This window comes from Rhizobium herbae, assembly GCF_017873135.1.
Classification (GTDB): Bacteria; Pseudomonadota; Alphaproteobacteria; order Rhizobiales; family Rhizobiaceae; genus Pararhizobium; species Pararhizobium herbae.
Window position 1 is genome coordinate 270912 of the sequence record NZ_JAGGJV010000007.1, and the last position, 13707, is coordinate 284618.

The 13707-nt window shown below is 62.3% G+C and carries 11 protein-coding genes; 3 read left to right on the top strand and 8 right to left on the bottom strand.

Going from position 1 to position 13707, the window contains the following annotated elements; genetic code table 11:
* Positions 1 to 17: 17 nt before the first annotated feature.
* Positions 18 to 2141, top strand: coding sequence for a mechanosensitive ion channel family protein (locus J2Z75_RS20095; RefSeq protein ID WP_209854545.1), 2124 nt, complete (start codon positions 18 to 20; stop codon positions 2139 to 2141).
* Positions 2142 to 2210: 69 nt separating this feature from the next.
* Here J2Z75_RS20095 and J2Z75_RS20100 read toward each other — a convergent pair whose 3' ends face one another.
* From J2Z75_RS20100 to J2Z75_RS20110, 3 genes are all read right to left on the bottom strand, one after another.
* The gene (locus J2Z75_RS20100) at positions 2211 to 2591 is read right to left on the bottom strand and encodes a DUF6481 family protein (protein WP_209854546.1); all 381 of its coding nucleotides are present in this window, start codon (positions 2589 to 2591) and stop codon (positions 2211 to 2213) included.
* Between the two features lie 218 nt (positions 2592 to 2809).
* Positions 2810 to 3025 (bottom strand): hypothetical protein, encoded by a 216-nt coding sequence (locus J2Z75_RS20105; protein WP_209854547.1) that lies wholly within the window; start codon positions 3023 to 3025, stop codon positions 2810 to 2812.
* A gap of 177 nt (positions 3026 to 3202) precedes the next feature.
* On the bottom strand, positions 3203 to 3412 hold the full coding sequence (locus J2Z75_RS20110; RefSeq protein WP_113242549.1) for a cold-shock protein: 210 nt from the start codon (positions 3410 to 3412) through the stop codon (positions 3203 to 3205).
* A gap of 438 nt (positions 3413 to 3850) precedes the next feature.
* Between J2Z75_RS20110 and J2Z75_RS20115 the strand changes: the two genes are divergently transcribed.
* Positions 3851 to 4783: a VOC family protein gene (locus tag J2Z75_RS20115; RefSeq protein ID WP_209854548.1), complete on the top strand. Its 933-nt coding sequence runs from the start codon at positions 3851 to 3853 to the stop codon at positions 4781 to 4783.
* 12 nt (positions 4784 to 4795) lie between these two features.
* Positions 4796 to 5395 (top strand): alpha/beta hydrolase, encoded by a 600-nt coding sequence (locus tag J2Z75_RS20120; RefSeq protein ID WP_209854549.1) that lies wholly within the window; start codon positions 4796 to 4798, stop codon positions 5393 to 5395.
* Between the two features lie 180 nt (positions 5396 to 5575).
* Here J2Z75_RS20120 and ggt read toward each other — a convergent pair whose 3' ends face one another.
* The 5 genes from ggt to J2Z75_RS20145 all read right to left on the bottom strand — a co-directional run bounded on the left by ggt (position 5576) and on the right by J2Z75_RS20145 (position 13706).
* The gene (gene ggt, locus J2Z75_RS20125) at positions 5576 to 7264 is read right to left on the bottom strand and encodes a gamma-glutamyltransferase (RefSeq protein ID WP_234937476.1); all 1689 of its coding nucleotides are present in this window, start codon (positions 7262 to 7264) and stop codon (positions 5576 to 5578) included.
* Between the two features lie 841 nt (positions 7265 to 8105).
* Entirely contained in the window at positions 8106 to 9968 is a 1863-nt protein-coding gene (gene apnL, locus J2Z75_RS20130; protein WP_209854550.1) for a D-apionate lactonase, read from the bottom strand.
* Complete coding sequence (locus J2Z75_RS20135) at positions 9965 to 10999, bottom strand: Gfo/Idh/MocA family protein (protein ID WP_209854551.1); 1035 nt, start codon at positions 10997 to 10999, stop codon at positions 9965 to 9967. The genes apnL and J2Z75_RS20135 overlap by 4 nt, the downstream gene beginning before the upstream one ends.
* Positions 11000 to 11085: 86 nt before the next feature.
* Positions 11086 to 12150, bottom strand: a complete 1065-nt coding sequence (locus J2Z75_RS20140) for an ABC transporter permease (protein WP_209854552.1) — start codon at positions 12148 to 12150, stop codon at positions 11086 to 11088.
* Positions 12150 to 13706, bottom strand: a complete 1557-nt coding sequence (locus J2Z75_RS20145; protein ID WP_209854553.1) for a sugar ABC transporter ATP-binding protein — start codon at positions 13704 to 13706, stop codon at positions 12150 to 12152. Before J2Z75_RS20145 ends, J2Z75_RS20140 begins: the two co-directional genes overlap by 1 nt.
* Between the last annotated feature and the right edge of the window lies 1 nt (position 13707).

Genomic DNA, 13707 nt, shown 5'->3' on the forward strand with positions numbered 1-13707 from the left:
AATCTTGTGATATCCGGATGTTGGTCCTGCGGTTCTGGTTTGTCGCGGCAGCGGCGTTCGTTGCTGCGGCCTGCTCCGTCCAGCCTGTCATGGCGCAGACAGCCAGCCAGCCCGCATCGGCGGAAAAGGTCGATCAGCTCATCAAGCTTCTCGATGATCCCGAGATTCGGGCGTTGCTGAACAATCAGGCGGCCGCACCGGCTGCCGAGCCTTCCACGGACATGTCCGCAACGGAATTCAGCGCCTGGGGGAACAAGATCCGCGAGCATCTTCGTGGTCTCGGGCAGGCCATTCCGCAGGTGCCTTCCGAATTCATGCGCGCCGGCGGCACCATCGCGGCCGACATCAACGGCCACGGCCCGCTCGGCGTGTTCGTGCTTTTCCTGGCGATGGTTCTGATCGGTCTCGGCGCGGAATGGCTGTTCCACCGCATCGGCAGCCGCAGCCGCCTGCATGCGGCACTGGCACGGACGGATGGGGCAAGCGAAAATCCTCTGCACAGCGCCGGCCGTCATCTGTTTGCCTTGCTGGCGCCATTGGTCGCCTTCAGCCTGGCGAGCCTTGGCCTGTTCATGGCGATGACCTGGCCGCCGCTCCTGGACGCCTTGATGCTGCCTTTGCTGCTGGGTGTCATTGCCTGCCGTTTCGTGATCCGCATCGCCAGAGTCCTGCTTTTGGGACCGTCCTCCGCAAAGGATATTGACGCTTCATCCGGCCTGGTTCCGATTGACCGCGTCTCGGGTCTGTTCTGGTACAAACGCATCTTCTGGTTCGCCTGCATCTTTTTTGCCGGCTGGGCTCTGGTCGGGGTCATGGCGGCCCTTCAAATCGCGCCTGCGGTCAGGGGCGTGGTCGGATATGCTCTCGGTCTCGGTCTGCTACTCGTTTCGATCGAAACCGTCTGGAACCGGCCGGCGGCCATCGCCCGGCCGCATGGCCGGGGTGCCGCGGAATGGGCTCTGACGTTTTACCTCTGCCTGCTCTGGGCGATCTGGGTGGCCGGCCTCATCGTCATCCTGTGGGTGGGCATCTACGCGCTCATTCTGCCGGGCCTCTTGAGGGCGACCACCGCGATGGCGAAGAATGCCTTCGCCGGCGAGGCCGACGTGCCGGGCAGCGGCAATCCGGTTGTTGAAGTGCTGGTCGAACGTGGCGCACGGGCGGCCATCATCACGCTCGCCGTCGTCTGGCTCGGCTTCATCATCAGCAAGCGATCGTCGATGTTCACCGGCGAGGGGATGACCGATCGTATCATTCAGGGCGTCCTGGCGGGCGCGATCATCCTGCTCGTCGCCGATATCATCTGGCAGATCGCCAAGGCGGTGATCAACCGCACGCTGGAACGGGCCCGGGTTTCGACCGCAGATTCCGCCCATGCGGCGCGAAACGGCCGGCTGCTGACCTTGCTGCCGATCCTGCGGACCATGCTGGCAATCGTCATCGCCCTGATCGCCGTGATGATGGTTCTCTCCGGCCTCGGCGTTCAGGTCGCTCCTCTGATCGCGGGCGCCGGCATTTTCGGCGTGGCGATCGGCTTTGGATCGCAGACCCTAGTCAAGGACGTGATCAGCGGCGTCTTCTACATGATGGACGATGCCTTCCGGGTGGGAGAATACATCCAGAGCGGCAGCTACAAGGGAACCGTCGAATCCTTCAGCATCCGCTCGGTCAAGCTGCGCCACCATCGCGGCCCGGTCTTCACCGTGCCCTTCGGTACGCTCGGCGCCATCGAAAACATGAGCCGCGACTGGGTGATCGACAAGTTCACGATCTCGGTCGGCTACGACACCGACATCAACAAGGTCCGCAAAATGGTCAAGGGCGTTGGCGCGGCGCTGCTCGAGGATGAGGAGCTTGGACCGCTGATCATCGAAACCCTGAAGATGAAGGGTGTCGAGCAGTTCGGCGACTACGGCATCAACCTGAGCTTCGCGATGATGACCAAGCCCGGTTACCAGACGACGATCCGCCGCCGCGCCTATATGATGATCCGCGAGGCATTCACCCAGAACGGCGTCGTCTTCGCGTCGCCGACGGTCCAGGTCGCCGGCGGCGATCCGTCCGCGGCTGCGGCAGCCGCGGCACAGGTGAAAACCGCGATGGACCAGAAGAAGCTGGCCGAAGGCGGCGAGGGGGCTTGAGGGACAGCGCTGGAGGATGGAAGGAACTGGATGGGTTCATCCAGCTCACCATTCCAGAACGGCGCCTTATCAGCGTTGGCGGGCCTTGCGGGCCGCATAGCGACGGTCGCGCTCGGCCTTGCGTTCGGCTTCGTCCGCGACAACGCGTGCGATGCGATCACGGGCTGCTTCTTCGCGGGCCGTGGCTTCGGCTTTCGATTCGAGTTCCGCGGCAGCCGTCAGCGCTGCGGCTTCGGCGAGCTGACGCTCGTTTTCTTCCTGCTTCAGGCGGTCGCGTTCGGCGCGGCGGGCTTCGCGCGCAGCGGCATTGGCCTGCCGCTCGGCAAGCTTGGCAGCCAGTTCCGGATCGTCAGCCTTCGGCGCCGTTGCAAACTTCTTCAGAAGCTGTTGCTTGGCTTCGGCTGCGGCTTTGCGCCGATCGGCAAAGCCATTATCGGATGCGTGTCTCAATCTTCGTCGTCCTTGTTTGTGGATTTATCGTTGGTCGGCCGTGGCCGGGAGAGAACTCTCCGCCTCGCCAGCCGACACCTGTGTCGTTTCGCATTTTGCGCTCCCTCAAGATAGGGTGGAAACGCCAAAAAAATAGATAGCCGTCATCTTTCACGTCCAATTTTATTAGGACGGAAGGATAACAGCAGTATGGCGGCCGGGGAAACTGCGCCACGCAATCAGCGTTTTGCGGATTTCCGTGGTACGGCAACCTTCACCGGCGTAGCGGCTTCCTTTTCCAGCCGCAGTTCACGCAGCCGCAGGGTCTTGGCCTCGCGCTCCGCGGCGACAGCATCGATTTCCGAAATCGTCCGGTTGCGGGCCATGAACTGAGTTTGCGTCCTGCTGAAAGCGGACTCCGCCTGATCGCGGGTTTTTGTCGAATTCTCGGTCAAAATGATATCCTGGTGCTATCGCACCTGCGTTTCGTCCAGATCATTCTGTCGAATACGGTGTGCGCATTGGCCCTTCGGCCAAGAAAAAAGGCCAGGCGATTGGCCTGACCTTCCATTGGGCGTCGCCTCTGCAACGGTGCCAGTACATCCGTGGTCACCGGAGAGGCTGCGTCCGATTTAGGCAGCCTGGAGCTGGCAAGCGGACATTTTGCCCGACTTGTTGTCGCGTTCCATCTCGTAGCCGATCTTCTGGCCTTCGACGATTTCGCGCATGCCGGCACGCTCGACAGCGGAGATGTGAACGAAAACGTCCGCGCCGCCGTTGTCAGGCTGAATGAAGCCGAAGCCCTTTGTGGAGTTGAACCATTTAACTGTGCCAGTGGTCATAACGAACCCTTTCAATAGCAACATGTATCCGCCACCGTGCGACGCACAGCAGTCGGTAGTCTCGATTTTTGAAGGGGGAAGTTCGTCAGAGACGCGACAAGCGCGGGCAGAAACAAATATCAGTCAAACAACTATCGATGCCCGAACCTATAGAATGATCTTTCCGGTTTGTCAACTTTTGGTTTTTGGCGCTCTACGAATTTATCCTTTTGGTTGTATCCCTTTCCAGTTTCCCGCAGTTCCTCGTCTTCCTACCGATGACGGGAAATGAAACATCAAAGCCGGCAGCAAGGCATTTCCTTGAACGGTTCGCTTTCACTGTTCACAGTTCAGAGACAATGCGTCCATCCCCTCACGTCTATCACCAACGTGAAAATAGGCACATCTAAACAGGCGAAACGAGGCCCGGCTTTCCAGCGGGCAGAAAGGGATCAGATCATGCTCACTCAGATCAAGGGACTGCACCACGTCACCTCGATGGCGGCAGATGCCCGCACCAACAACCAGTTCTTCACCGACGTGCTCGGCCTGCGCCGGGTCAAGAAGACGGTCAACTTCGATTCGCCCGATGTCTACCATCTCTATTATGGCGACGAGACAGGCGCGCCCGGCACGGTCATGACCTATTTCCCGTTCCCCGACATGGGTCCCGGCCGCCCCGGCACCGGCGAGGTCGGCACCACGGTCTTCTCCGTTCCCGAGGGCTCGCTCGGCTTCTGGAGTGACCGGCTTTCGCAGCGCGGTGTTACGGGTCTGAAGGCGGAAGAAACCTTCGGCGAAAAGCGGCTGAACTTTGCCGGTCCCGATGGCGACGGTTTTGCGCTGGTCGAGGTGCGGGACGACAACCGCCCTGTCTGGACCGCCAATGGCGTTTCCGAGGACCATGCGATCCGCGGCTTCCATTCGGTCGCCATGCGTCTTCGCGACGAGGGGGCAACCGCCGAACTCTTGAAGTTCATGGGCTACGAAACGCTCGACGCCAGGGACGGCGTCACCCGGCTGATCGTACCCGGCGGCAATGGCGCCGGTCTCGTCGACCTTGAAACCATGCCGAACATCCAGCGCGGCCAGCAGGGCGCGGGCTCGGTGCACCATGTCGCCTTCTCGGTCGAAAACCGGGAAAAGCAGCTGGAGGTGCGCAAGGCCCTGATGGACACCGGCTACAATGTCACGCCGGTGATCGACCGCGACTATTTCTGGGCAATCTATTTCCGCACGCCGGGCGGCGTGCTGTTCGAGATCGCCACCAACGAACCGGGCTTCGACCGCGACGAGGATACCGCCCATCTCGGCGAAGCGCTCAAGCTGCCGCAGCAGCACAAGCACCTGCGGCCGATCCTTGAGCAGCACCTGGCAAAGCTGGAAGGCTAAGGGAGAGACATCATGACTGACTATGGTTACGTGCACCGGCTGAAGACCGGTGCACCCGGACATCCGATCTTCTTCGTCTTCCACGGGACCGGCGGCGACGAGCGGCAGTTCTTCGATTTCGGCGGCGACCTGCTGCCGGACGCGACGATCGTCTCGCCGCGCGGCGATGTTTCCGAACATGGCGCCGCGCGCTTCTTCCGCCGCACCGGCGAAGGCGTCTACGACATGGCCGATCTTGCCCGGGCGACCGACAAGATGGCTGATTTCGTGACCCGGCTGGCAGCGGAGCACAAGGCATCCGAGATCATTGGGCTTGGCTTTTCCAACGGTGCCAACATTCTCGCCAACCTCTTGATCGAGAAAAACCTGTTTGCCAAGGCGATCCTGCTGCATCCGCTCATTCCCTTCAAGCCGAAGGACAATGCGTCGCTAGCGGGCAAAAAGATCCTGATCACCGCCGGCCAGCGCGACCCGATCTGCCCGGCCCCGCTGACGCAGGCCCTTGCCGACTATTTTACGGCACAGAAGGCGAGCGTGGAAACTGAATGGCACACCGGCGGGCATGACATCCGCCCGAACGAGATCGAGGCGATTAAGCGGTTTGTGGGGTAGTCGCCCCGTATGCAACTGAGATCGGGGATGCTTTACCCCCCTCTGTCGGCGACGCCGACATCTCCCCCACAAGGGGGGAGATCACCAGCGACCCCGAATTCACCGGGGAAAAGAATGATCTCCCCCCTTGTGGGGGAGATGTCACGCAGTGACAGAGGGGGGTAAGTCTCCCCGATCTCCTCAATATCCCCGTGCCGCCCCCGACGCTGCCCGGCTGTCCATGGCGCCATTGTAGCGCGCGCCGCCGCCTTCCTCGATCTCCGCGAGGTTCTTGCCGCCGACCAGGATGCCCGCCGCCTGGCCCCAGATCGGCCAGCTGGCGTCGATCTGGACGTCGTGGCCCATCTCGGTCAACAGCTTCAACGTGTCGGACGAGAGGGCGAAGGGCTCCATGTAGACCTTGTCGGGCAGCCACTGATGGTGGATGCGTGGCGCGTCGATGGCTTCCTGGATGCTCATGCCGTGATCGATGACGTTGATGATCGCTTCCAGCGTGATGGTGATGATGCGGGCGCCGCCGGGGCTGCCGATGACCATGAAGGGCTTGCCGTCCTTCGAGATGATCGTCGGGCTCATCGACGACAGCGGCGTCTTCTTCGGCGCGATCGCATTGGCCTCGCCCTGCACCAGACCGTAGAGGTTCGGCGATCCCGGCTTCGAGGTGAAATCGTCCATCTCGTTGTTGAGCAGGATGCCGGTTCCGGGCGCAACGACGCCTGCGCCGAATGAGCCGTTCAGCGTATAGGTAACGGCAACGGCGTTGCCGTCATTGTCGACGATCGAATAATGCGTCGTCTCGGTGCTTTCGCCCATGCCCTTCGGCATCAGTTCTTTCGAGACCCCGGCCTTGAACGGATTGATTTTTTCGCGGATCTCCTTGGCATAGGCCTTGTCGGTGAGCTTTTCGACCGGGTTTTCGACGAAATCCGGATCGCCGAGCGCCGAGTTGCGGTCGACATAGGCATGGCGCATGGCCTCGACCATGGCATGCACGGTCTCGGCCGAGCCATAGCCGAGATAGGAGAGCGGATAACCTTCCAGCACGTTGAGAATCTCGCAGATGATGACGCCACCCGAGCTTGGCGGCGGCGAGGAGGCGATCTCGTAGCCGCGGTAATTGCAGGTCACAGGCTTCAGCTCGCGCACTGTATATTGCTCGAAATCGGCCTTGGCGAGAATGCCGCCGGTGGCAGCGCTCGCCTTGACGATGTCGTCGGCGATCGCGCCCTTGTAGAAGGCGTCCGGGCCTTTTTCCGAAATGCTTGAAAGGCTTGCGGCCAGTTCCGGCTGGACCAGCGTCTCGCCGATCGAAAAGGTCTTGCCGTCGGGTTTGAGGAAGATCGCGGCGGCGGCCTTGTCCTTCGACAGTTTTTTCGCACCATTCTGCAGCGAGGCGACGTCGCCCTGATCGAGGACGAAGCCGTCCTTGGCGAAGCGGATGGCCGGTGCCAGCAGGTCCTCGCGCGACAGCGTGCCGTATTTTTCGCGAGCGGTCTCGAAGCCCATGACCGAACCGGGAACGCCGACCGCCAGATAGCCGGCGGTGCTGGCGCCCTTGACGATCTCGCCCTTGTCATCAAGATACATCGTCTTGGTCGAAGCCATCGGCGCGCGTTCGCGGAAATCGAGGAAAGTGGTCTTGCCGTCCTTCAGCCGGATGGTCATGAAGCCGCCACCGCCGATATTGCCGGCGGTCGGATAGACGACAGCCAGCGCATACCCGACGGCAACCGCCGCATCGACGGCATTGCCGCCCTTCTTCAACACCTCGACACCGACATCGGAGGCGAGATGCTGGGCGGTGACGACCATGCCATGCTCGGCCTTGACCGGCTCGGGCGAAGCGGCGAAGGCCGGTTGCAGAGGCATGAGGGCGACGGAGATGATGAGGGCGGCGAAGGTGCCGCGACGGGCGACGGGTATCATGGTGTTCTCCCGGTTCCGGTTTTTCGGATAAGGCATCTTTGCCGAGATCGGTCGGCAATGCCACCCTTTGGGGATGGAAAACTGCCGCTGAGACGGAGAGACGGTACATTCAGAGCGTGTGGCCCCCTCATCCGGCGCCGTGCGCCACCTTCTCCCCGCCGGGGAGAAGAGGGAGATTGCGGCAGCTTCAACGCCCTTCAGCCACGCCCGGAAAATCCGCCGTGGGTTTGCTTTTGTGTTACTTGGCCGGGGCGCTGGAAAGTGCCGATGACTAAGTAATGTATATGACGCCTTCCAGCGCCCCGTTCGATGGTCGTCGGCGGCAACTCCGGTTCCTCTTTGACCGACATTCGCGTCAGCCTTCTGTGCCACACAGGCACGTCCGCAGCCGCAGCAGCCTGCGGAGGGGAACCATTTTCTGCTCGCCCACCGGATGAAGGCCTACGTCCTTCCCGCACCCGGCACCGGCCCCGCCTCACTGCCACGCCTGGCAGCGTATCCATTGGCGGAACGACGTCAGGATGACACAGGTTTTAAGGGCGGGGATCAGCGGGGATGATTTTTGAGTGGAAAGGAATTTTGAGGTGTGGCTGGGGCATCTCAAAGCTCTCCGTCATGCCTGTGCTTGTCACAGGCATCCAGCCACCGCGTGTCGGCGCGGTGAGAGAGTGGTCATGTCGGGTTGAGGAGTCTCTGCGCCATGGACATGGCGCGCTGGATCCCCACCAAAGGGCGAGGAAGACGGAAGGATATAACGCCCCAGGGAACCGTTTGCGTCACATTTTCAAGCGACGATGCAGGTTATTTCGAAGGGAGCAAGGCGCGCCCACGCCGAGGGCATGCCGAGCTGTCCTGTGTCAACGGACAGTTCCTCGGCGGTGAGATTGACGACCCAGACCGCGTGGCCGCTGGGCGCCCCCACCTGAAACGCCAGCACCTTGCCCGGCTTCGACGAAGTCACCGCCTGCCACCTCTGTCCGGCCATTTCCGCCAGTCCTTTGACGATCGCATGGAGCGGCCGTTGTCCGCCCTCGGAAACCGGCTCGCCCTTGCCGGCATAGAGCCCGAACGGGCCGGTCAGCGCCGACAGCGTCAATGTTTCGAGACCGGCGTCCAGCACCGATGCGGCATAACCGGCGGCGAAGGCGGCGGCAAACCGGGCGTTGTGGCGGGGGTCGCGGTTGGCCATCGGGATGCGGCCGCCATCCGGGTTGTCCATCGTGCGGCTGCCATAGGGGTTCTGGCGCATGGGGATGGTCGAGGGGCCGAGGCGGTAGGGTTTGTCGCCGTAGATGGCGCGGACGGACCTTGTGATGAAGGGCAGGGCCTCGAGCGTCTGCATGACGCTGATATCGTCGGCGGCATGGACGATCGGGTTGGTGCAGTGGCTGATGAAAGCGAGGTTTTCGCCGGGCACGCGCTTGCGGTTGAGCTCGGTGAAATAGGAGAGCATACCGCCGCCGAGGCGAACACCGGGAAAGGCTTTCGCGGCCGCCGCGTAAACATCCTCGAGTGGCGGGCAATCGGGCCACTGGCTGCCGGGCGGGGTCGATTGCCGATCGACGGAGGGGCAGACCATGATGGCGTCGGGTGCGAAACCGGCAGCGCGCATCCGGGCCGCGATCTCCTGCATTTCCGCGTCGAGCGGGCGCTGGCAGGGGACGGCGATTTCGAGGGTGGTGGTACCATTGTGGATCGCGGCTAAGGCGGCGAAATCGATGAAGGCGCTGATGTCATGACCGGCTGCGGGATCGAAATGGAAGAGCAGGTCCTGGGCCTTTGGCGCGTCCGGCCGCTGAAGGGCGGTGAGGCTGGCTTTGGCTTCTTCCGGTGTGATCAGCAGGCCGATGGCGGGCATGGTCCCGGTCACAGTGCCGGGGGTGAGGCTGATAATGGGGCCATTTCCGCCGGATGCGGGGCGATTGCCCGAGGCGGGGCGGCTGTCGGTGATCGTCAGGGTGATCTGCTGGCTGACCGGCTCGTTTGCCGGGATCCGGTAGGGCCAGGGCAAAGCGAGGGGGCGGACATAGGTCTTGTAGGAGGCGTCCGACCAGTTGCGCTGGTCCTCCATCTCGAACGTGTCGCCGTCCATGCGGCATTCGACGCTGACGCCGGGGAGCGCCATGTGGGTGATGGCGCGCATGTCCTTGAACGGCTGCCAGGGGTCGATGAGGTCGGGCAGCTGGGTGTCTTCGACTGTGCCGTCGACATGCTCGACGGTGACGGGCGTGCCGGCGACGCCGACGATCGGGTGCAGGATGCAGAAGCCGCAGCGGTTGGTCTCGAAACCGGTGGCCGAACGGGCCTCTGCCCTGAAGGTCAGCGTGCCGCCGGCGGTGCCTTCGATCGAGGCGACGATGTCGAGAAAGGTGTCGTCCGGGCCTTGGCAACGCGCATTGTAGGCAACGGTGAAGCCGGTCTCCGTTTCCGTGACCGCAAGAATCGACAAAGCGGGATCATAGGTGCCCCAGTCGCGATCGCGGACCAGATAGGAAATCGCGCGCAGTATCTCGACGCCGTCATAGGTAATCGCGCGCAGATTGCCGCCGGCAAGCTGCGCCGTCAGCTTTCCGGCCTTGAGGACTTGCGGGGCGGATTCGGTTTTCTTTGTGCCGTAAAGCTGGAAGACAAGGTCGGCGCCGGTCATTTCAGCAAGGTTCCGATATCGACGGTGGCCTTGCTGGCCGCACTTTCATAGGCCGCCTCGACGAGCGCGAAGGTCTTGAGGTTATCCGCGCCGGACGTAGAGGTTTCCTTCCCATGGCGCAGACTGTCGGTCCAATGCTGCTGGATGGCGAAGACGCTTTCCTGGATATTGTGCCATGGACGCGACGCCCAGGGCAGAAGCGTCGGGGCGACGTCGCTGTTGACGGTGCCCCCGGCATTGGTGACCTGCAGCTCATAGCCCTGCGACAGCCGCAGCGAGCCTTCGGTACCGTCGATTTCGATCAGCGTTTCTGGAAAAGGCTCTGTTGCCTGTTTCGTGGCATAGCTGACATCGACGATGGAGGTTGCGCCGCTGTCGTGGTCGAGCAGGATGGTGGCGACGTCCTCGCCGTTGATCTTCGGATTGACGCGTTTGGTGCGGGCCGACAGCGCGGTGACGTCGCCGAGAATATAGCGGGCGATATCCAGCGTGTGGATGCCGAGATCCTCGATGATGAAGCGCTTGCCTTCGGCAAGGTAAGGCTGGCCGGAAAAGACGTCGTAGCCGGAGCGGAAGGAAAAGCGGCCCCAGAAGGGCGTGCCGATCGCGCCGGAATCCAGCGCCTTGCGGACAGCCTGGATCGGCGTCTGCCAGCGGAAATTCTCGTGGATCATCAGCGGAATGCCGGCGGCGGCGCAGGCCGCGACCATGGCCTTGGCATCGGCGAGCGTCGGGGCAAACGGCTTCTGGCAGATGGCCGGAACCCTGTGGGCGGCAGCCATCTCCACCAACGCGCGGTGGCTGTTGACGGTGGTGGCGATATCGACGAACTCGAAGCCGCCATCGGCAAACATCTGGGCGGCATCGGTGTAGCGGCGCACGATACCGAACTGGTCGCCGACGATCTTCAGGCGCTTAGGGTCACGGTCGCAGATGGCGACGATGGCGGCACCCTTGACGTCGTTCCAGCCGTGCATCTGGTTGACGGCGAAGAAGCCGCAGCCGATCAGGGCGCCCTTCAGGTCTGGCATAAAGTTCTTTCCTTCCCAATCTAAAAAGAACCCCTCCCCAACCCCTCCCCCTTGTGGGGAGGGGTTGGGGAGGGGTCTTAAAAACCTTAACCCTTCTTCGCCAGCTGCATCAACGTCACCTGCTGCTGCAAGCGGCGCTGGGCCTGGTCAACCACCACGGCGACGATGATGACGATGCCCTTGATGACCATCTGCCAGAAGGAGGAGACGCCCATCATCACCAGGCCATCGGACAGAATGCCGATGACGAAGGCGCCGATGATGGTGCCGCCGATCGTGCCGCGGCCGCCGGACATCGATGTACCGCCGAGAACGGCCGCAGCGATGGCGTTGAGCTCGAAGGAATTGCCGGTGGCCGGATGCGAGGCCATCAGCTCCGAGGAGATGACGATGCCGACGATGGCGGCGCAGAAGCCGGAGAACATGTAGACGAACATCTTGACGCGATCGACGCGGATGCCGGACATGCGGGCGGCGCGCTCGTTGCCGCCGACGGCAAAGATCTGCCGGCCGATCGGCACGTATTTCGCCACATAGGCGGCGGCGAGCGCTACGACGATGAGGATCCAGATTGATACCGGCAGGCCGATGATGCGGCCGGAACCGAGGAAGCCGAAGCCGGTGGTGGCAAGCTCTTCCTTGCCGACGAGGTTCGGGAAGGTCTGGCCGTCCGAGGAGAGCAGCGCAAATCCGCGTGCGACGTAGAGCGTGCCGAGCGTGGCGATGAAGGGGGCGACGTTGAGCCTGGTGATCAACAGGCCGTTGATGGCGCCGATGACGATGCCGACGGCGAGCGTGATCAGGCAGACCTCGACGACGTTGAAATACATCGTATAGCCGATCTGCAGGTCGATGCCGTTGAGGATCAAGCCGCCGGCGACCATGCCGCAGAGGCCGACGATCGAACCGACCGACAGGTCGATGCCGCCGGTGATGATGACGAAGGTCATGCCCATGGCGAGGAAGGCGTTCAGCGCCACGTGCTTCGACATCAGGATGATGTTGGCCGTCGACAGGAAGTTCGGCGCGAAGACCGAGAAGAAGGCGATGACGGCGAAGAGGGCGATGAACGTGCGCAGCTTCATCAGCGTCAGGAGGATCGAGCCGCCGTCAACAGCGGGTACTTTTTCGGTCGCGGTTGCCGTGGTCATCACGCAATGTCCCCAATGGTTTTGTGTTCGGCCGACTTGTGTCCCTCGGACGCGGCCTTGACGATCAACTCTTCGGTGGCGTCCGCCCGGTCAAGGATCGTCGTGATCCTGCCGTTGCTCATCACGGCGATGCGGTCGGAGAGCGCCATGACCTCTTCGAGGTCGGAGGTGGAAAACAGGATGGCGAGGCCTTCGCCGGCGAGCCGGCGCATGGTGCGGAAGACGTCCGCCTTGGCGCCGACATCGATGCCGCGGCTCGGCTCGTCCATCAGAAGAACCTTCGGATTGGTCATCAGCGCCTTGCCGATGACGACCTTCTGCTGGTTGCCGCCGGACATGGAGGTGACGTCGAAATCCGGGTTCGGCGCCTTGATCGACAGGTTCCGGACCTGCTCCTTGATGGCCGACCGTTCGCGCTCGCCGGAGATGTGGAAGCCAAATTTGACAAATTTTTCCAGGCTCGCCAGCGTCAGGTTCGAGGCAATCGACAGGACCTGGACAAGGCCTTCACGCTGGCGGTCTTCCGGGATGAGGGCGAGGCCCTTGCGGATACGGGTGGAGGTGTCCCTGGCGACGATTTCCTCGCCGGCAACGAAAATCTTGCCGGTCGAATGCGCATGCTGGCCGATGACGCATTCGAAGAATTCGCTGCGGCCGGCACCCATCAGGCCGTAGATGCCCATCACCTCGCCTGATTTGACCGAGATCGACAGATGATCGACGGCAAGGCCGCCGGTCCGGCGCGGCAGGCAGATGTCTTCGGCGCGGAAGGCTTCCGCACCGAGCTTGTGATCGACGGACTTGGCGAAATCCTTGGCGTCAGAACCGATCATCGAGCGGACGATCCATCTGGTGTCGATGTCGCGCACCATCGCCTGACCGGTGATCTGGCCGTCACGCAACACGGTGATGTAGTCGCCGATCCGCATCAGCTCTTCCAGCCGGTGCGAGATGTAGACGATGGCGACGCCTTGTGCCTTCAGCTCGCCGATCACCTTGAACAGGATATCGACTTCGGCGGCAGAGAGCGCCGAGGTCGGCTCGTCGAGGATCAGGATGCGGGTGTCGAGCGAAATCGCCTTGGCGATTTCGACGAGCTGCTGCTGACCGATCGGCAGGTCCTCGACCATGGTTTCGGCGCTGATGCCGGCGTCGAGCTTGTCGAGGAAGATATTGGCTTTTGCGACCTGCGCCTTGTGGTCGATGCCGCGAATACCACGGGTGATTTCGCGGGTGGCGAAGATGTTTTCGGCCACCGAGAGATTGCCGAACAGGTTGAGTTCCTGAAACACCATGCCGATGCCGTGCTTCTGCGCGTCGGCCGGCGAGTTGAACTCGACTTCCTTGCCGTCAAGCAGGATGCGGCCGAGCGAGGGTTTCTCGACGCCGGCGATCATGCGCATCAGCGTCGACTTGCCGGCGCCGTTTTCGCCGACCAGCACATTGACCGCGCCGCGCTTCAGCTCGAGGCTGGCATGCTTGACGGCGACGATGCCGGAATAGACCTTGGTGACGTCGTCGAGTTTCAGGATCGTATCATGGGTTTCGGCCGCCATC